At 62.3% G+C, this 19,645-nt stretch carries 16 protein-coding genes; 11 read left to right on the top strand and 5 right to left on the bottom strand.

What is annotated here, in order from left to right:
* Positions 1–5: 5 nt before the first annotated feature.
* The 7 genes from A8B82_RS10975 to A8B82_RS10945 all read left to right on the top strand — a co-directional run bounded on the left by A8B82_RS10975 (position 6) and on the right by A8B82_RS10945 (position 9,498).
* A complete protein-coding gene (locus tag A8B82_RS10975; RefSeq protein WP_138069743.1) occupies positions 6–1,310 on the top strand; it encodes an AAA family ATPase in 1,305 nt (434 codons plus the stop codon).
* Between the two features lies 1 nt (position 1,311).
* A complete protein-coding gene (locus A8B82_RS10970) occupies positions 1,312–2,379 on the top strand; it encodes a ParB/RepB/Spo0J family partition protein (RefSeq protein WP_067292064.1) in 1,068 nt (355 codons plus the stop codon).
* A gap of 552 nt (positions 2,380–2,931) precedes the next feature.
* Positions 2,932–3,867, top strand: a complete 936-nt coding sequence (locus A8B82_RS10965; RefSeq protein WP_235604678.1) for a TAXI family TRAP transporter solute-binding subunit — start codon at positions 2,932–2,934, stop codon at positions 3,865–3,867.
* A gap of 78 nt (positions 3,868–3,945) precedes the next feature.
* A complete protein-coding gene (locus A8B82_RS10960; RefSeq protein ID WP_067292055.1) occupies positions 3,946–6,018 on the top strand; it encodes a TRAP transporter permease in 2,073 nt (690 codons plus the stop codon).
* The gene (locus A8B82_RS10955) at positions 6,015–6,407 is read left to right on the top strand and encodes a DUF1850 domain-containing protein (RefSeq protein ID WP_067292052.1); all 393 of its coding nucleotides are present in this window, start codon (positions 6,015–6,017) and stop codon (positions 6,405–6,407) included. Before A8B82_RS10960 ends, A8B82_RS10955 begins: the two co-directional genes overlap by 4 nt.
* A 5-nt stretch (positions 6,408–6,412) precedes the next feature.
* The gene (locus A8B82_RS10950) at positions 6,413–8,206 is read left to right on the top strand and encodes an ATP-binding protein (protein ID WP_138069742.1); all 1,794 of its coding nucleotides are present in this window, start codon (positions 6,413–6,415) and stop codon (positions 8,204–8,206) included.
* Complete coding sequence (locus tag A8B82_RS10945) at positions 8,203–9,498, top strand: sigma-54-dependent transcriptional regulator (protein ID WP_067292050.1); 1,296 nt, start codon at positions 8,203–8,205, stop codon at positions 9,496–9,498. Before A8B82_RS10950 ends, A8B82_RS10945 begins: the two co-directional genes overlap by 4 nt.
* Before the next feature lie 41 nt (positions 9,499–9,539).
* Here the strand turns inward: A8B82_RS10945 and phnE (A8B82_RS10940) are convergent, their stop codons facing one another.
* From phnE (A8B82_RS10940) to phnD, 4 genes are all read right to left on the bottom strand, one after another.
* The gene (gene phnE / locus A8B82_RS10940) at positions 9,540–10,340 is read right to left on the bottom strand and encodes a phosphonate ABC transporter, permease protein PhnE (protein WP_067292047.1); all 801 of its coding nucleotides are present in this window, start codon (positions 10,338–10,340) and stop codon (positions 9,540–9,542) included.
* Positions 10,337–11,131 carry a phosphonate ABC transporter, permease protein PhnE gene (phnE, locus tag A8B82_RS10935; RefSeq protein WP_067292044.1) on the bottom strand — a complete coding sequence of 265 codons (795 nt, stop codon included), beginning with the start codon at positions 11,129–11,131 and terminating at the stop codon, positions 10,337–10,339. Before phnE (A8B82_RS10935) ends, phnE (A8B82_RS10940) begins: the two co-directional genes overlap by 4 nt.
* Positions 11,128–11,901, bottom strand: a complete 774-nt coding sequence (phnC, locus tag A8B82_RS10930) for a phosphonate ABC transporter ATP-binding protein (RefSeq protein WP_067292041.1) — start codon at positions 11,899–11,901, stop codon at positions 11,128–11,130. The genes phnE (A8B82_RS10935) and phnC overlap by 4 nt, the downstream gene beginning before the upstream one ends.
* 81 nt (positions 11,902–11,982) lie before the next feature.
* Complete coding sequence (gene phnD / locus A8B82_RS10925; protein ID WP_067292039.1) at positions 11,983–12,963, bottom strand: phosphate/phosphite/phosphonate ABC transporter substrate-binding protein; 981 nt, start codon at positions 12,961–12,963, stop codon at positions 11,983–11,985.
* A 257-nt stretch (positions 12,964–13,220) separates the two neighbouring features.
* On the opposite strand from phnD, the gene A8B82_RS10920 reads away from it, so the two are divergent.
* Together A8B82_RS10920 and A8B82_RS10915 are read left to right on the top strand one after the other, a co-directional pair.
* On the top strand, positions 13,221–13,946 hold the full coding sequence (locus tag A8B82_RS10920) for a response regulator (RefSeq protein WP_067292036.1): 726 nt from the start codon (positions 13,221–13,223) through the stop codon (positions 13,944–13,946).
* Entirely contained in the window at positions 13,943–16,429 is a 2,487-nt protein-coding gene (locus tag A8B82_RS10915) for an ATP-binding protein (RefSeq protein WP_067292035.1), read from the top strand. The genes A8B82_RS10920 and A8B82_RS10915 overlap by 4 nt, the downstream gene beginning before the upstream one ends.
* Positions 16,430–16,452: 23 nt before the next feature.
* Here A8B82_RS10915 and A8B82_RS10910 read toward each other — a convergent pair whose 3' ends face one another.
* Positions 16,453–17,391: a nucleoside hydrolase gene (locus tag A8B82_RS10910; RefSeq protein ID WP_067292021.1), complete on the bottom strand. Its 939-nt coding sequence runs from the start codon at positions 17,389–17,391 to the stop codon at positions 16,453–16,455.
* Between the two features lie 152 nt (positions 17,392–17,543).
* Between A8B82_RS10910 and A8B82_RS10905 the strand changes: the two genes are divergently transcribed.
* Positions 17,544–18,518, top strand: a complete 975-nt coding sequence (locus tag A8B82_RS10905) for an isopenicillin N synthase family dioxygenase (RefSeq protein ID WP_067292019.1) — start codon at positions 17,544–17,546, stop codon at positions 18,516–18,518.
* Positions 18,519–18,563: 45 nt separating this feature from the next.
* Positions 18,564–19,610, top strand: coding sequence for an extracellular solute-binding protein (locus A8B82_RS10900; RefSeq protein ID WP_067292014.1), 1,047 nt, complete (start codon positions 18,564–18,566; stop codon positions 19,608–19,610).
* Positions 19,611–19,645: the final 35 nt, after the last annotated feature.

Raw genomic sequence — 19,645 nt, 5'->3', positions numbered from 1 at the left:
GTACCATGAGAGATCATTCAGACCTACAGGACATGAACGCGCGCAGCCTTGCACAGCAGGCCTCTGTGCGCCGAGCGACCTTTGACCCCGGTGTGGTCAAGGCGCTTCGACCTTTCTCCATCTGGGAGATCAGCCAGTTCATGTTCGATATCCCGCCAGATACCCTGCGCAAGAAACTGGCCGAAGATCCAACCCTGCCGCAGGGCGAAACCCAGGATGATGGGCGCCAGCGCTGGTTCTCGCTGAAAGAGATCAACGAGCTGCGCCGCCGTCTGCGCTTTCGCGGAAAGACATTGCTGCCCCGTCGCCCCGACGGCCGCGCTTTGCGCGTTGCTGTGTCGAACTTCAAGGGCGGCGTTGGCAAGACTGTTGTGGCACAACATCTGGCAAACGCTGCGGCCCTCGACGGCTATCGCGTGCTGTGCATTGATTTCGATCCGCAGGCCACACTGACCCATTCCATGGGGCTGGTCGAGGTCAAGGAAGGCAACACCGTCTGGGGCATCATGTGTCGCGATCTGTGCCGCGAGGCGGACCGGATCATGAACAGCTATGATCTGCCCGAGGAATGCCCCTACCCCGCTGCGGATGAATTGCCTGAAGATGTGCAAAGCATCGGCGCACAGCGGACGCAGGACTTTATCCAACCCACCTGCTGGCCCACCATCGACATCATCCCAAGCTGCGCCAACGCCGCCTTTGTCGAATTTGCCAGCGCGCAATACCGCGCGTTGCACAAGGCGTGGTCATTCTTCGGTTGCGTCGCCCGGTATCTGGATGAACTGCCGGACGACCAATATGACGTCATCATTTTCGACTGCCCGCCCGCCATCGGCTATCAGTCTCTGAACGCGGCGTTTGCGGCTGATATTCTTTATATCCCTTCCGGCCCTGGCTATTGGGAATACGACTCGACCACGAGCTATCTGGGCCAGTTGGGCGACGCGATGGAAGATATCTCCGACGGCTTTGGCAAGCTGGCGGCGGACGCAGGCATAACGCTTCCTAAACGGTTTATGGACATTCGTATTCTGATGACCCGTTTTGAGACAAACAACCCGCTGCACAGTGCGATGATGGATGCCTTTCGTAATGTGTTCGGCGCAGATGTCTGCCTGAACCCGATCGAGATGACCCGCGCGGTCGAGCAATCGGGGCGGTTCCAGATGTCGGTCTATGAACAGGACTATCGCCAGATGACCCGCGAAACATGGAAACGCGCGCGGCAGAGTTTCGACAGGTCCTATGAGGAATTCAAGGCGACCATGCTGACCGCATGGGAACACGCCATAGAAACAGGAGTGATGTAAGATGGCCAAGAGCAACAAGTTCGGTTTTGCCCCGTTGGATGTCGACACCCCCGCACGCCGGGAACGGTCGGTTGGCCCGATGGGGGCGGCGGTGCGCGAGGCGGCGGAAAGCCTGACAGACGCCACTGACGCCAAGGTCGAGAAACGCCGCCAGAACGCCAAGGACGCCGAAGCCTTTCGCGCCGCACAGGACGAGGGGCGGGTGCTGATCGTGCTGGAGCTGTCGGAAATCTCAACAGATGACCTGCCGCGCGACCGGATGGATCTGGATGCGGTCGCGGTCTCGGACGAGATGGAAGAGCTCAAGGCGTCGATCCGCGAGCGGGGCCAGAAGGAACCGATCGAGGTTTATCGCGGGCCGGACGGCAGCTTCCAGCTCAAGAAAGGCTGGCGCCGGTTCACAGCACTTTCGCAGCTTTTGGCAGAAACGGGCGATGACCGGTTTGGCACCATCACCGCGCGGGTTGAGCAGGGCGAAGATGGACGGCTTGCGCGCTATATCGACATGGTCGAGGAAAACGTGGTGCGCGAGGATCTGACCTTTGCCGAAATGGCGCAGGTTGTCATCACCGCCGCACACGACGACGGGGTAGGGGAGCCGGACCCGGATGCGCTGGTGGCGCGGCTGTACGGGTCGCTGCACAAGATGAAAAAGTCCTACATCCGCAGCTTTGTTTTCCTGCTGTCGCAGGTTGGCGATGCGCTGCCCTTTCCAAAGGCGATCTCGCGCAATCTTGGTGTGGATGTCTCGCGGGCTTTCAAGTCGCAAGAGGCCGCCGCGGCATTGAGGGAACAGTTGCTTCTGTGCCAAACAGCAGACGAGCAAAACAAGGTGCTGTCGGCCTTTGTCGATGCGGCCAAGGCCGTGCCGCAGATCCAAAAGAAAAAGCTGGAGCCGCGGGAGAAGTTTGAATTCCACGTTGGCAGCCTCAAGGTCACCGCGCGGCGCGGCGAGTGTCGGATTGTCAGTAAGGATGATTTTGCAGCCCTTCCCAAACCATTGCTGGAGCGGGCGATCAAGGCATTCGAGGATGAACTGCGCGCCGGTCCGGGAATAAAGTCGCTCTAGTAGGGTAACCCATGGGTTACCCTCAAAAAAGTACAGCAAAAACAATATCTTATATATGTTTTGGTTTGAAGGGGGTAGGTCTTGGCCGTTTTAGCTCAAGGTGGAGCGCTGTTGGGCGCGGACCCATTCTACATCTGACAAGCCAGTCTTATCGGACATAGACAGGCCGGACAGGGCGCGGCGGTTTGGCCTAGAATTCTTGGGAAATAGCGCCGTAAAAAATCCGCCAGTGTTTCAGCCGGATTTGTGCAGCGACAGAGAATATTTATCCCGGCTGCCCGGCCCGGTCACTGCGGAAATTTCAGAACCCTACGGATTGTGGCTTTTGGGTCCGAGGTTGGCCGGGAGCGGAACAGGGCCGGGAAAAGCCACCGGGCGTGGGTCGTGGCCATTTCCGGCCAAGTGGGGGGTCATTTCTTGCCAGGTATTATCGGGGGGTCTGTTGGCATTTTCTTGTCTCTCAGCTGCCGCGCAACCCACTGTGGCCAGCGTCGGGCCCAAGGGCCTTCGATCATTTCTGGGAGGAAAACCATGATCAATTTCAAATCCGCCATGCGCGGCTGTGCACTGGCGACGTCATTGGCAGCGGCCCCGTTTGCCGTCCAGGCGCAAGAGTTCATCAACGTGCTGACCGGTGGCACATCGGGCGTCTATTATCCGCTGGGCGCGGGTCTGGCCAATATCTATGGCGAGAAAATCGACGGCGTGCGCACGCAGGTGCAATCGACCAAGGCCAGCGTCGAGAACCTGAACCTGTTGCAGGACGGACGTGGCGAGCTGGGCTTTGCGCTGGGTGACAGTGTTGCGATGGCCTGGGAAGGCAACGCGGATGCGGGCTTTGTTCAGAAGCTGGACAAGCTGCGGGGCATTGCGGCGATCTATCCGAACTACATCCAGATTGTTGCCAGCACCGAGAGCGGCATTACCGAATTCAGCGATCTGGCGGGCAAGAGCCTGTCGGTGGGCGCCCCGGCATCGGGCACCGAGTTGAACGCGCGGGCGATCTTTGGCGCGATGGACATGTCCTATGAGGATCTGGGCAAGATCGAATATCTGCCCTTTGCTGAATCGGTCGAGTTGATCAAGAACCGTCAGTTGGATGGCACGTTGCAATCTGCGGGGCTTGGCGTTGCCTCGATCCGCGATCTGGCGTCTTCGGTGCCGATCACGGTTGTGGCGATCCCCGGCGATGTGGCTGAAAAGCTGGGCGCGCCCTATGTGGCGACCACGATCCCGGCAGGCACATATGATGGCCAGGAGGCAGATGTGCCGACCGTAGCCGTATCAAACTTTCTGGTCAGCCACGAGGGCGTCAGCGAAGAGATCGCCTATCAGATGACCAAGCAGTTGTTCGAGAACCTCGATACCCTGGTTGCGGCCCATCAGGCGGCGGCGCAGATCGACATGGCGAAAGCGCTGGAGGGCATGCCGATACCGCTGCACCCCGGTGCAGAGCGGTATTACCGCGAGATGGGCATCCTCAAGTAAGCACTCCCGTTTTCCATGACGAGGCGGGACGCGTCGCATTGGCGCGCCCCGTCCGATGTCCTTGACCAAGGAGTTACCATGTCCAATCCTGTTTCGCCCCCCGACCCGCAAGAGGGACACGAGGTGTCTTTTGGTGCCGGTCCCGTTGGCCGTTTGCTGTTCTGGATCGCGGTTGTGTTTTCGGTTTTTCAGATTGTCACCGCCGCACATCTTGTCGATCTGTCCAGCCAGATCACCCGCGCGGTTCACGTCGGTTTCCTGATGGTGCTGGCCTTTCCCCTGATCGCCTATGGCCGCCGCATGTCGGTATCGCTGAAGGCGCTGGCCTGGGGTTTTGCCCTCGCCGGTGTTGCGGTCGCGCTGTACCAGTGGTGGCAGTATCAGCCGCTGATCCTGCGGGCCGGACGGCCCCTGACCCAAGACATCGTGATGGGCGTGGTGGCGCTGGTTGTGGTCTTTGCCGCCGCCTGGACGATGATGGGCTTTGCGCTGCCGCTGATTGCGGGTCTGTTTCTGGCCTATTGCCTGTTTGGTGAATATCTGCCTTCGCCGTTGAACCATCGCGGTTACGATTTCTCTCAGGTCATTGATCACATGGCCTATGGGACCGAGGGGATTTACGGCATTCCGACCTATGTGTCCTCGACCTATATCTTTCTGTTCATCCTGTTTGGGTCATTCCTTGAACGGGCAGGGATGATCCGTCTGTTCACCGATGTGGCCCTGGGGCTGTTTGGTCAGCGGCAGGGCGGGGCGGCCAAGGTGGCGGTGGTGTCATCGGGGCTGATGGGCACGATTTCAGGCTCGGGCGTTGCAAATGTGGTGACGACCGGCCAGTTCACGATCCCGCTGATGAAGAAATTCGGCTACCGCCCCGCCTTTGCCGGGGGGGTCGAGGCGACCGCGTCGATGGGCGGGCAGATCATGCCGCCGGTGATGGGGGCGGTTGCCTTCATCATGGCCGAGACGTTGGACGTGGCCTATGTCGAAGTGGTGAAGGCTGCGTTGATCCCGGCGCTGCTGTATTTCGCTTCGGCCTTCTGGATGGTGCATCTTGAGGCCGGGCGCCATGGGTTGCGCGGGTTGAGCAAGGATGAACTGCCTTCTGCCCGCAAGGCGATCAAGGAAAACTGGATGCTGCTCGTGCCCCTGGGCGTGTTGGTTTACCTGTTGTTCGGCGGCTATACGCCGCTGTTTGCGGGGACCATCGGGTTGGGGCTGACGGTGCTGTTGATCCTTGGCGGGTCGGCGGTGCTGAACCTTCCGGCGGGGGCCATGCGCACGGTGTTCTGGATGTGTCTTGGGTTGGTTGCCGCCGGGTTCCTGCAATTTGGCATCGACGTGCTGATTGCGGCATTGGCGGCGCTGATCGGGTGGTGCGCGCTGTCACGCGGCGGGCGTGAAACCTTGATCCTGTGTCGGGATTCTCTGGCCGAGGGGGCCAAGACCGCGCTGCCGGTTGGTGTTGCCTGTGCGTTGGTCGGTGTCATCATCGGCACCATGACCCTGACCGGGGCGGCCAATACCTTTGGTCAGTTCATCGTGGCGGTCGGGCAGAGCAGTCTGCTGCTGAGCCTGATCCTGACGATGTTCACCTGCATCCTGCTGGGCATGGGGATACCAACAATCCCGAATTACATCATCACCTCGTCGATTGCCGGGCCTGCCTTGCTTGAGCTGGGCGTGCCGCTGATCGTCAGCCATATGTTCGTGTTCTATTTCGGTATCCTTGCGGATCTGACGCCGCCCGTTGCGCTGGCCTGTTTTGCGGCGGCACCCATCGCCAAGGAAAGCGGGCTGAAGATCAGCATCGAGGCGATCAAGGTGGCCGCCGCAGGCTTTGTCATTCCGTTCATGGCGGTCTACACGCCTGCGCTTATGTTGCAGGCGGGCGGGCCGCTGGCCGAGACGATCGGCTATTGGCCTGCGGTTGCCTATATCGTGTTCAAGACGGTTGTGTGCATCGGGATGTGGGGCGCTGCGGTGATCGGATGGCTGGGCCGACCGCTGGGCTGGCCGCTGCGCATCCTGGGTATTGTCGCGGCAGCCACGCTGATCGCTGCGGTGCCGATCACGGATGAGATCGGCTTTGCCCTGGCGGCGGTGTTTGTCGGTGTGGTCGTCTTGTCGGGCCGCAAGGCGCTGGCATGACGGCCTGTCTGAGCGTGGGGGCCGCGGTGCTGCATCTGGCGCTGGGGTCCTTTACGCTGCACTGGACCCATTCGGTCGAACATGTGACCTGGCAGGAAGACTGGCGCGTCGATGGTGACGTGCTGAGGCTGGACCAATCGCGTCTCAAGGGCTCAGGCGCGGGGATGGAGCCGGGGTCGGATGCCGTGTTGCAGGATGGTTGGTGGGTCTCTGCCGGTGATTTGCAGGTGCCGGCGCTGATGCTGGCGGCCTCCGGGGCGACGGGGGAGGGCTGGACGCTTTGTGCGGACGGGCGCTGTCGGGTGATCGGCGCTGACCCCGGCGCGCCGATCATGGTTGCGCCGTGTAAAACGGAGGCTGTAAAACGTACCGATCCCGTGCCAGACTGAGCGTCATGATCCGCACCGGCCATATACGCACCTTCTCGTTCATGCTGTGCCTTGCGCTGCTGGTGGCGGGGCTGGGCGGTGTGGTGGCCTATCGGGTGGAGCTTTTGCGACTTGCCGAGACGCTGGATCAGTCGCTGACCCTGACGCGGCGGTCCATCGAAACGGAGATCGACCGGTTTCGGTATCTGCCGGAGGTGGCAGAGCAGGACATACGGATCAGCCGGGCGGTCACGACACCGCAGGATGCAAGGGCGGTGGCGGCCGCGAACCAATATCTTGAGACAATTGCCGCCGTTTCGGGGGCGGACCAGCTGTACCTGCTGGACCAGTCCGGCATCGCCATCGCCGCCAGCAACTGGAACACGCCGGACACATTCGTGGGCAGCGATTACAGTTTCCGGCCCTATTTCCGGGATGCGATGTCCGCGGGCACTGGCCGGTTCTATGCGATTGGCGTCACGACGGGGCGGCCGGGGTATTTCCTGTCGTCGCGTCTGGATCTGGGCGGAGGGGGCATTGCCGTTCTGGTTGTGAAAATCGACCTCATGCCATTGCAGGCGACATGGCGGCTGGCCGCTGTCGATACGGCCATTGCCGATGCGGACGGGATCATATTCCTGTCGGGTCAGCCCGACTGGATTTACCGCCCTCTGTTCAGTTTGGGGGCGCAGGCGCGTGAACGGGTTGCGGTGACCCGGCGCTACGAAGGGGTCGATTTCGACACGGCAGAGGCCCTTTTGGCGGAGCAGCGGTCGTCGTTGACCGATGTGCAGCCTGTGGATCTGTCGGGGCGGTCCCTGCTGCTGCGGCGTCTGGCCATGGCACAGGAAGACTGGCAGGTGATCCAGGCCAGCCCGGTTGCCCCTGCACGGCTGACCGCGCTGGCGACGGCGGCGATTCTTGGGCTGACGACGCTGGCGGCGGCGCTGCTGATGCAGACGCTTTTGCAGCGTCGGCGGATGATCGGCATGCGGTTGCAGCAAAGCCGGTTGCTGGAGCAACAGGTGGAGCGCCGGACCCGCGAGCTGGCCGCCGAGATCGAAACCCGCATTGCGGCGGAAAAGGAGCTGAACCGCGCCCAGGACGCGTTGATCCATTCCGAGAAGATGGCGGCGCTTGGCCGGATGTCCGCCGCCATCGTCCATGAAATCAGCCAGCCGCTTGCCGCGATGGAGGCGACGCTGGCCGCCGCCGCCATTGGCGGGACGCGCGACCATCGCGGGACGGCAAAACGGATCGAAACCACGCGCGGCCATATTCGGCGGATGTTGCGGACGATCAAGCACCTCAAGAGCTTCAGCCGCAAGGATACGGGCACGCTGACGCCGGTCAACTTGGACCGGGTGATCGACAACGCCATCGAGCTTGTCCGCCACCGCGCCGAGGACATCGGTGCGCAGCTGACCTGTGATTGCCCCGGCGACGCGGCCCCGGTGATGGGCGGCATGGTGCGGTTGGAGCAGGTCTTGGTGAACCTCTTGCTGAATGCGCTGGATGCGGTGATCACCAGCGCGGCGGGGCAGGTCGAGGTCACGCGCAGGGTGACCCCGGATGCGGTGATCGTGACTGTAAAGGACAATGGCGTGGGCCTGGATGCCGAAGCGCTGACCAAGATCGGGGAGCCGTTTTTCAGCCGCAAGCAGGATGGCGAGGGGCTGGGGCTGGGCGTGGCGATCAGCCAGTCCATCGTGCAGGATTTTCACGGCACGCTGCAGTATGATGCACGTCCGGGTGAAGGCACCTGTGCGACTGTCACGCTGCCCCGCGCCGAGGCGCGCAGCCGGAAGACCGCTGCATGAGCCGGGCCGATATCTGGGTGGTCGATGACGACGACGACCATCGCGAAGGTCTGTGTGATCTGATCGCGGCGGCGGGCCATCATCCGGTTGCAATGTCCGGGGGTATTGCCGCGCGCGATGCGCTGGGGGGGCCGTTGCCCGATCTGATCCTGTCGGACCTGCGCATGCCCGGTCTTGACGGCATCGGGTTGCTGGATGCGGTCCGTGCCGTGGCTGCGGACCTGCCGATGGTGCTGCTGACCGGGCACGGCGATGTCGGGCAGGCGGTGCGGGCGATGCAGCGCGGGGCGCAGGATTTTCTGGAAAAGCCCTATGACGCCGATCACCTTTTGACAGTGGTTGACCGCAGCCTTGCCGCCGGGCGTCTGAGTGCGGAGAACAAGATGCTGCGCGAGCGTCTGAAGGTTGAGCAGGCGCATCTGATCGGGGAGACAACCGCCATCGCCGCTGTGCGCGAGAGGCTGGCAGAGATTGCGGGCCTGCCTGTCGATGTCATTCTGCAAGGCGAAACCGGGACCGGCAAGGAACTGGCGGCGCGCAGTCTTCATACCCAGTCAGGGCGCAGCGGTCCGTTTGTCACGATCAATTGTGCGGCCTTGCCGAACAGCGGATTTGGTGCGGATCTGTTCGGGCGCATGGATGCCGCCGGGATATTGCAACCGGGGCGTGTGGGCCTTGCGGAGGGGGGCACATTGTTCCTCGACCAGATTGATGTGATGCCTCTGGAATTGCAGCCGCTGCTGCTGCGCCTGTTGCAATCGCGGCAGATTGAACCGGTGGGCGGGCAGGCACCGATTGACGTCGACCTGCGGGTTGTGGCCTCGGCCAGTGAAGATCTGAAAGAGCTGATCGGCAAGGGTGGCTTTCGGCAGGATCTTTATTACCGGCTGGCGGGGGTTGAAATTCAGCTGCCGCCGCTGCGCCAGATCGCGCCGGACATTCCGGTTCTGTTTGTGCATTTCATGACCCAGGCCGCTGTGCGCCATGGTGTGCCCGTGCCCGAGATCAACTTTGCCGAGCGGAAGGCGCTGCAAAGCCATGACTGGCCCGGAAATGCCCATCAGTTGCGGCAGGCCGCGCATCGGCGGATACTGGGGCTGGATGGGGTCGCGGATACCCGTGATCTGGCTGTGAAAGGCACGTTGAAGGACCGCGTGGCGCGGTTCGAGGCGCTGGAGATCATGCGTGTCCTTGATCAATGCCGGGGCAACACGGCGCGGGCCGCCGCACAGCTGGGCATCCCGCGCCGGACGTTGAACGCCAAGATGAACCGGCAGGGGATCAAGCCCTGAGGCGCAGGGGCCCGCGCCGTGTTGCAGCAAGTCGGGCTATGTCACAGGATGCGTTTGCGCAGGTACATCGAGACCACTTCACCCAGGATGACAAAGGCGAGGATCGCCAGCAGGATCATTGAGACTTCGGGCCAGTTGAAGGTGTCGATGGCGCCTTGCAGGATGATCCCGATGCCGCCCGCACCGACCAGCCCCAGCACCGTGGATTCGCGCAGGTTGATGTCCCAGCGCAGGATCGAGACGGCAAAGAATGTGGGCATGACCTGTGGCACGATGGCATAAAGCACCACCTTGAACCGCGATGCGCCGCTGGCTTGCAGGGCCTCGACGGGGCGTGTGTCGATCTCTTCGATCGCTTCGCCCAGCAGTTTGCCCATGAAGCCGATGGAGCGAAACATGATTGCCACGATGCCCGCGATGATGCCGGGGCCGAAGATGGCGACAAACAGCAGCGCCCAGATGATCGTGTTGACCGAGCGGGACGACACAAGGATGAAGCGGCCAATCCACAGGGTCACGACATTGGGGGTGGTGTTGCGCGCGGCGATATAGGCGACGGGCAGCGAGATGATGACGGCGAAGAGCGTGGCGATGGTGGCGATGTTCACGGTCTCCCACATGGCCTGCATGATGGATGGCAGGTTTTGCGGGTCGGGCGGCACCATGCGGCCAAAGAGGTCGGCCATTTGTGCCGGTGAATCCCAGACCCATTCCCAGATCACATTGATGCTTTGCAGCGCCCAGGCGACCACGAGCAGCGTGGCCAGCAGCACGCCATAGCGTTTGAGGCGTTGTTTCGGGGTGAAGCGGGACCACTGGTCCAATGTCGCGGGGCTGTTCATGCCAGTTTCTCCCGGATCACGCCGCTGATGGCTTCGGACACCAGAATGACGCCCACGATGACCATGGTGATGGCCAGTGCAAAGTCATAGTCATAGCGGCCAAAGGCGTTGGCCAGCGTGGCCCCGATGCCGCCTGCGCCCACCAGACCCACCACCGCTGAGGCGCGCAGGTTGCTGTCGAGCTGATAGATGGACAGGCCGACCTGACGGGCCAGAATCTGCGGCGCGATGGCGTAGATCAGCGTGCTGAAGAACGGGGCGCCGGCGGCGCGCATCGCCTCGACCTGGCCAAAGTCGATTTCCTCGATGCGTTCGGCCAGCAGTTTGGCGACAAAGCCGATGGAATAGACCGTCAGCGTCAGCACACCGGCGAAGGGGCCAAAACCCACGGCTTTGACAAAGATGATGGCGACGATGACGGGGTGAAAGCTGCGCGCGATGATGATGGTGGCGCGGCCCAGATAATAGACCGGCAGGGGCGCGATGTTGCGCGCGGCGCAAAAGGCGATGGGGATCGACAGGGCCACACCGGCCACCGTGGCCAGCAGGGCGATTTTCAGGCTTTCCATAAAGCCGTCGATCAGCAGGTCGGCGCGGGCAAAACTGGGCGGAAAGGCCCCGCTGAAGATCCTGGCGGCGCGGCCCATCCCTGCGGACACGCGGTCCCAGTCAATCGGCAGGGTGGCCATGGTGAACACCACATAGGCCAGAATGGCGATCCACAATCCGCGCCGCAGCGGGGTGTTGCGGATGAAGGGCGGCTTGCGCCATGTGTCGGGGAAATCGCTCATGCCGCTGCCCCCTGGGCTGCGCGGTCTTCGGCGGGCACGCCTGCATAGATGTCGTCCATGGCCGCCGCATCCAGTGCGTCGGGCACATCGTCAAAGATGATCCGCCCATAGCGCATGCCGACAATGCGGTCGGTGTATTGCTTGGCCTCGGTCACATTGTGGATGTTGATGATGACGGGCAATTCCAGCTCGTTCGCCAGATCGCGCAGCAGCGCCATGATCTGCTCCGAAGTCTTGGGGTCGAGCGACGCCGTGGGTTCATCCGCCAGTAGGATCTCGGGCTGCTGCATCAGTGCCCGCACCACGCCGACCCGCTGGCGTTCACCGCCGGACAGTTCGTCGGCGCGTTTGTTGGCGTAATGGGCGATGCCCACACGCTCCATCAGCTCGTAGGCGCGGCGGATGTCGGATTTGGGATAACGGCGGGTCAGCGCGGCCCAGGTCGAGATATAGCCCAGACGCCCGGACTGGACGTTTTCCATCACTGTCAGACGGTCCACCAGATTGAAGCTTTGAAACACCATGCCGATGCGGCGGCGGGCGAGGCGCAGTTCGGACTTCTTCAGTTTGGTCAGATCGGTGCCGTTCAGTGTGATCGTGCCGGATGTGGGTTCGACCAGACGGTTGATGCAGCGCAACAGCGTGCTTTTGCCCGCGCCGGACGATCCGATGATCGACACGACCTCTTGGCCGCCAACCTCAAGATCAAGGTCTTTCAACACGGGATCGCCGCCGTTGTAGCGTTTGACCAGTTTTTCGATTTTCAGCATGGGGACCTCTTACGGACAGAAGGGCAGGCGCAAAGGGGCACGGGGCAACCGCGATGGGTGGCCCCGTGCCTTTATTGACGCTTAGTCGGCAGCGAGGCCCTGTGGTGTGTATTCGACGCCGTTGCTGGCCTGAATTTCACGGATCACCGCCCATTGGTCCTTGTAGGTGATCGGGATGAACTTGCTCACGCCCTGGAATTCCTCACCCAGCTTGGTGCCTTCGAATTCGAAGCTGAAGAAGGCCTGCTTGATCTTTTCGGCCAGTTCCGGGTCCAGATCATGGGCCACGGTGAAGGAGGTTGTGGGGAAGGGCGCGCTTTCCCAGATCAGGCGCACGTCTTCGGGGTCATACAGGCCCCGCTCTGCCATGCGGTCCACCACTTCGGAGGCCACGGGGGCGGCGTCGTAATCGCCCGCGACCACACCCAGCATGGATTGGTCATGTGAGCCGGAATAGGTGACCTCGTAGTCGGTGTCGGGGATCACGCCCAGACCGGGGAACAGCGCACGCGGTGCCTGGTTGCCCGAGTTCGATGTGGGCGAGGTATGGGCGACGCGCTTGCCCTTGAGGTCGGGCATTTCCTTGATGTCGGAATCGGCCTGGGTGAACACTTGCAGCTTGTAACCGAACTGTCCGTCATCCGCGCCCATGATGGCAAAGGGGACCGCACCGGCCAGGTTCACCGCAAAGGGTGTGGGGCCGGTCGAGAAGCCCGCGATGTGTAGGCGGCCCGAGCGCATGGCCTCGACCTCTGCGGAGTTTGACTGAACGGCAAAGAACTGCACGTCGCGGCCTGTGGCCTCTTCCAGGTGGGTGATGAACGGTGCCCAGATGTCGGCGTAAACGGCGGGGTCTTCGACCGGGGTATAGGCGAAGACCAGCGTTGACGGATCGTTCAGCTTGGCCGGGTCGGTGGGCGCGTCGGCGACCAGATCGCCGTTGGCGTCGCAATAGATGGCATCGAGCACGCCACGCTCGGCGCAGTCGTCCTGGGCAAAGGCCGCCGTGCTGCCAAGGGTCACGGCAATGGCAGAGCCCAGCAGGGTTTTGGTGATATGCATTTTGTTCCTCCCGTAAATACATCTGCCGACCAGCGGGGCAGGGGCGTGCACTCCTCCGCAGCCCCCGGTGTGGTCGATCCGGGCCGATGCTATTCGGCAATGGCCCGCCCGAGCCACTGCCCAAGTGACTAACAGAGTTACCGGAGTGCGCTGCAATGTTAACAGAGTTACAATACGGGGGCGTTTGGTTGGATTTTCGCCCTGTCGCCGTTTCAGGACGCTTGGCGGTTGCGCCTGTGCCGTGACATAGCTGTGTCATGACACGCGCCAACCCACAGCCCACGATCGCCATTGTCGATGACGATGGCCAGGTCCGGCAGACCCTGTCCGCCTTGCTTGAGCAAAGCGGATACCGGGCGATTGCCTGTGCCGACAGTGCGGCGTTTCATGCGCTGGGTGATCCGCCCGCGATTGATCTGGCGCTGATCGACCTGCGGCTGCGGGGCGAAAGCGGGCTGATGCTGGCCATACACATCCGCGAGAAATACAATCTGCCCATAGTCATGCTGACCGGCGTGGGCGACGAGATTGACAAGATCATCGGGCTGGAAACCGGCGCGGATGATTACCTGATCAAACCGTTCAACCCGCGCGAGTTGGTGGCGCGCATCCGTGCGGTGTTGCGCCGTTATGGGCACGGCGCGGTCACGCCGCCCGCGACGGGTCACGAGATCGGCTTTGGCGACAAGCGGGTGGATTTGCAGAAACGCGAGTTGCAGGATGCGGCGGGCAATGAGATTCCGCTGACCAATGCGGAATACCGGCTGCTGGATTACTTTGTGCGCAATCCGGGCCGGATCATCCCGCGCCCGGAACTGCTGGAGGAACTGGGAAGCGACACCGAACGCTATCTGGACCGTACCATCGACGTGCTGATCCTGCGCCTGCGCCGCAAGATAGAGCCGATCCCGTCGAAGCCGGTGCATCTGCAAACGCGTCGTGCGCAGGGCTATATCTTTGTGCTGGATGGGCGCGGGGCATGACCCGGCGCGGCCTGTCGTGGTTGAGCATTCGCACCCGGCTTCTGGGGGCCATCGGGCTGCTGTCAGTTGTGGCCACGGTGATCGGGATCATCGCGTTTTATACGCTGGAGCGGGCTGACCGGCAGATCGAATTGCTGCACAGCGTGACCCTGACCGAGGTGACGCGGGCGCTGGAATTGTCGCAGAACGCCGCGACACTGTCGAAGTCCGCGCCGTTCTTGTTGTCGCTGAACCCGCCCTTCGGGATCGCCACTGAAACCGATGAAATCTATGCCGCCATCACGCGGCTGGAAGGCATGGCCGAGGGTGACGCGGAATTGTCGCTTTCGGTGGCGCGGATGCGGGCGGCGGTGGACGATCTGGTTGAGATCATTCCGCAGCGCAATCACATCCGTCAGGATATTGCCGGGATTGATGCGGCGCTGGAGGTGCTGCTGCGCCGTTATCGGCAGTGGATCACCACGCGCGAGGCCACGACCTATCAACGGCAGGCCTGGGCGGCGTTGCAACAACTGGCGATGGAGGCGGTGGGGACCGCGCGTGCCAATACGCTGACGTCGATCTGGGAATTCCGTCTGGGGTACAGGAACATCCGTGCCGATATTCTGGCGGTCGCCACGCCGCAGGTTGCCGACAATGTGCAGGAGATTGACCGCACGATCACCCGCGATGATACGCTGTTCAATCTGGTCTATCGCAGTCTGGCCATTTCACTGGACGCGGAGAACGCGCTGTTTCGTATCCGCACCGAGGCGGAGCGGATCAACCTGCTGGCCGCGCAAAAGGTGACTGGCGCACGCCAACGGCTGGAGGAATCACAGGCCGACACCCGCGCCCGTCTGGCGGTTGCGCAGTGGGTGATGCTGGCGCTGATGGCGGTCAGCGTGGGGGTGGCGGTGGTCTCGGCGGTCTTTGTCTCGCGCTATGTGGTGATGAACCTGCACCGCATTGCCCGCGCCATGCGCAGGCTGGCGGCAGGGGACCGGGCGACGCGGCTGGAGCGCAGGCTGGAAAGCGATGACGAGATCGGGCAGCTCTTTTCGGCCTTTCGCATCTTTCGCGCCAATGCGCTGCGGCTGGACCGCAATTCGCGGCTGATCCGGCGACAGAACACGCTGTTTTCGCGGGTGTTCGAGAATATCACCGACGGGGTGGTGATTACCGCCGCTTCGGGCCGGATATTGGCGCAGAACCAGCGCACCCGCGCCCTGCTGCGTCTGCCCGAGGGGGTGGGGGCAGTGGAAACGGTGGAGGATATGCTGGCGCAATCGCCCTTTGCATTGCGCGACACTGCGGTGACGGCGGCGGGGTATCTGGAATACGAAACTGCGGCGGGACATGTGCTGGAACTGCGGCGGTCGCCCTTTCCCGAGGGCGGCGCGGTCTGGCTGTTTTCCGAAGTGACCGAACGCCGGCTGGTCGATGCGCGGCTGGCGGAGATCCAGCGGGTCGAGACGCTGGGCAAGGTGACGGGTGAGGTGGCCCATGACTTTGGCAATATCCTGTCGACGATCTCGGGCAATCTGCATCTGCTGGAAAGCGCCGAGGGCGACGCGGCCAAACGCCTGCGCGCGCGGATCGAGGATGCGGTGGATCTGGGCGTGACCCTGACCGAACGGCTGCTCGCCTTTGCCCGCAAACAGCATCTTGAGCCGCAGCGCACCGATATTGTCGACCTGCTGCATGCGATGCATGACCTGCTGGAGATTGCTTTGCCGGAAACGGTCAGGCTGTCGGTCACTGCGCCGGATGGGCCGATCTGGGCGACAATCGACCCCGGCCAGCTGGAAAGCGCGATCCTGAACCTGTGTGTCAACGCGGGTCAGGCGATCAGCGGCAGCGGGCATATCGAGATCTCGGTGGCTGAACAGGAGGATGGCCATATCGCGCTGGTGGTCGCGGATGACGGCCACGGGATGAGCGCGGAGGCCCTGCGCTTTGCGACCGAGCCGTTCTTTACCGCGCGCCGTGATGGCAGCGGCACGGGGCTGGGCCTGTCGATGGTGGACGGGTTTGTGCATCAGTCGGGGGGCAGTCTGCATATTACCTCAGAGCCGGACGAGGGCACAACCGTGACCCTGCTGTTCCCCCCGGCGGCAGAGGAAACGCCTGTGACCCACCAGCACCGGGGGCGTGCGCTGGTGATTGATGACGATCCCCGCGCGCTGGCGGCGGCCGCGACGGCGCTGGAAACGCTGGGCTTCGAAGTCACCACCGCCGCGGATTTTGCAGGTGGCAGTGCGGCGCTGGAGGGGGCATTGCAACCCGATCTGGTGTTGAGCGACCTGAAGCTGGACGCGCAGCACAGCGGCTGGGACCTGATCCGCAAGGCGCTGGACCGCCACCCGCAGACCCGTGCAATTGCCATGTCAACGCGATTGCCCACCGCCGACCGGATTGATGACGCCGACCGGGGCCGCTTTGCCCGCGTGGACAAGCCGGTGTCTGTTGACGCCTTGGCGCAGGCGTTGACGGGGATTTGACCGAGGCGTCACCGGGGGCGCGCTCACAGCCGGGCCAGCGCTGCGCCCATTCTTGCGTAAACCTCTGCCGGATCGTGGCAGGCATTGAGCCAGAGGCAATTGTCCGGCTTGCCAGTCTGGCGCAACCAATCGACGACGGTCATGCCGGTTGTCAGCTCTCCGGCGCATTCGATGTCGACGGGGCAGTGCCTGCCGTCAAAGAGCTCGGGCCAGAGCAGCGCGGACACGGCGATGGCGTCATGCAGCGGGCGGGTCGCGGTGCCGTATTTGGCGTTGCCGTAGCGTTCGAAGAATTCCATCATGCCGGCGCAGGCGCGCATCACCGGGGTGCCGTGATCGGCCAGGGTCTGTGACCAGCCAAGCGGGGCGGGCGCCTTGTGGGTGCAATCCAGCGGTACGGCGGTGATCGGTATCCCGGAGCCCAGCACGATCCGCGCGGCTTCGGGATCGACGAGGATATTGTATTCGGCCGCAGGCGACATGTTGCCGCCTTCGAAGAATCCTCCCCCCATGAAAACGATCCGGTCGATCTGCGCGGCGATCTCCGGGGCGCGGCGCAGCGCCAGTGCGATGTTGGTCTGGGGGCCAAGCGCGATTAGCGTCACCGGGCCTGAATGGCTGCTGACGGTGTTGATGATGAAATCCACCGCATGGCCGGTTTCAGGGGGCTGCGCGGCCGGGGCCCAGTCCCAGCCGTCTATCCCGGTGTCGCCATGGATTTCCGGCACCGGACGGGGCGCGCGCATCAGCGGACGCGGCGCGCCTGCGTAAACCGGGGTGTCGCCCCGCCCGGCCAGTTCGACAATGCGGCGTGCGTTATCGGTTGTCTGCGCCAGCCCCATGTTCCCGGCGACAGTTGTGAGGCCGAGCACGTCGAGTTCCGGGGTGGCAAGTGCCAGCAGAATCGCAAAGGCATCATCCTGTCCGGGGTCGGTGTCGATGATGACGGGCTTGGGCGGCATGGCGGTATCCTTTTGGGTGAGAGTGGAGGAGAAGGTCGAATTTTAGGCGTTGCGTGGTTTTTCCCGTTGAAGGGCCGGATTTGGGAAGGGAAAGGGTTGCCCTGATCCTATTTCTGTACATTGTATACAGAATTGGCAAAAGGAGAGAGTCCATGAAAGGCGATTTCGACAATATCCCGATCGTCAGCCTTGCCGGTCTGGCTGATGATGCAAATTCAGGCGACAGGTCCAAAACCGTGGCGGCCTTGAAAGAGGCGCTGGAGGTTTCGGGCTTTGCCTATCTGTCGGATCATGGCGTATCCGAGAATCTGGTGGAGCGGATGCGGCAGCAGAATGTCGCCTTTCACGATCAGCCGATGGAAGAAAAGCTGAAGCTGAAGATCAATGAGTTTCACCGGGGGTATATGCCCATGTCCACCTCCACGATTGTCACCTCGTCGGTTGCCAAGGTGACCAAGCCGAACCGGTCGGAAAGCCTGATGTTCATGCATGAGGTTCCCGAGGACGCCCCCTATGCGGGCGAGCCATTGCAGGGGCCGAACCAATATCCCGAGAACCTGCCAGACGTGCGCGACACGGCGCTGGAATACATGACCCAGATGACCGCGCTTGGCGCACGGCTGGCCGGTGGGATTGCCGAGGCGCTGGGGCTGCCGCGTGACTGGTTCAAGGAGCATTTCGACAACCCCACGCTGTTCCTGCGCCTGCTGCATTATCCTGAACAGCCCGATGAGGAGGAATTGTTCGGATCGGCGCCGCATACCGATTACGGCTTTGTCACGCTGCTCAAGCAGGACAATGTCGGTGGCCTTGAAGTGCGCAACAAGCGCAACGAATGGATCCCGGCGCCGCCAATCGAGGGCACATTCGTGATGAATGTCGGTGACATTCTGGCGAAATGGTCGAACGGGCGGCTTGTCTCGACCCCGCACAGGGTCCGCAACCTCAGCCGCCGCGACAGGTATTCGCAGCCCTTCTTTTATGATCCGTCGATGAGCGCATTGGTCGCCTGTCCGGCGGAGATGCTGGACGAGGGCGAGACCGCGAAAATGGAGCCTGTGCTTTACGGCGACTACCTGCTGGAGCGGCTCAACAAGAACTACGACTACCGCAAAAAAGCCTCGTGAAGGGCGCGGGTCGCATCACGCATCATACAAAACAGGGAAATTGAAATGACACAGATGAACCGACGTAAACTGTTGACGGCTCTGCTTGCGCTGGGTGGCGCGAGCGTGTTGCAGGTGCCGGGCGTGCGCGCCCAGGCAGAAAAGCTGGTGATCACCACCTATGGCGGGTCCTGGGAGAAATTCTGGCGCGATACGCTGATCCCCGGCTTTGCCGGAGAAACGGGCATTGATCCGCAGCTCGATATCGGGCTGGGCCGGGTCTATACCACCAACCTGCGCGCCGCCGGGAAGGAGAACCCGCCCTACAGTTGCCTGATGACGAACGAGATATATTCCACCGTCCTGCGTGATGAGGGGTATTTCGAGAAGCTGGACCTGTCGATGCTGCCGAATTACGCCGATCTCTACCCGGTGGCGACAAAGGCATCGGATGGCTATGCGGCGGTTGGGCTGATCTCGCCCATCGGGATCGGCTATCGCACCGATCTGATCCAGACGCCGCCGACCTCGTGGAAAGACCTGTGGGAGAACCCCGAGGTTGCGGGGCAACTGGGGTTGTACAATATCCAGAACTCGGCCGGGAAAATGTTCCTGATGCTGACCTCGATGATCTATGGGTCAGGCATCGACGACCTTGAAACAGGCTTTGCCAAGCTGGCGGAACTGGGGCAGGTCTATCAGACCGATTTCAACATGAGCACTGCGCTGGCCACCGGCGAAGTGGCGATTGCCCCCTTCGATTTCGGTGAGATCGCGCGCCTGCGGGCGCAGGGCCTGCCGGTGGACTGCATCATTCCCGAAGAGGGATTGATGATGTGGGACCAGACCTTCAACATCTGCGTGAATGGCGCGGCGCGCGAGGATGCGTATAAGTACCTCAACTTTGTTCTGGGCCCTGTGGGGCAGGACCTGTTGATGCGTGAATTCTTCGTGTCGCCGGTCAATCGCAACGTCGAAGTGCCCGAAGATCTGCAGCGCGACGTGCCGGTCTATGGCGAGGCGATGGCGCAGTTCATTGACTGGGACTGGAAGCTGATGAACGACAACGCCGAGGAAATCGCGCGCCGCTGGAACGAGACTTTCGGCGCGTGAGTAATAGTGAATGCCTGCCCCCTCGGGGGCGGGCG

This window comes from Sulfitobacter sp. EhC04 (assembly GCF_001650875.1).
GTDB lineage: Bacteria > Pseudomonadota > Alphaproteobacteria > Rhodobacterales > Rhodobacteraceae > Sulfitobacter.
This window is presented reverse-complemented; position numbering and strand designations above follow the sequence as displayed.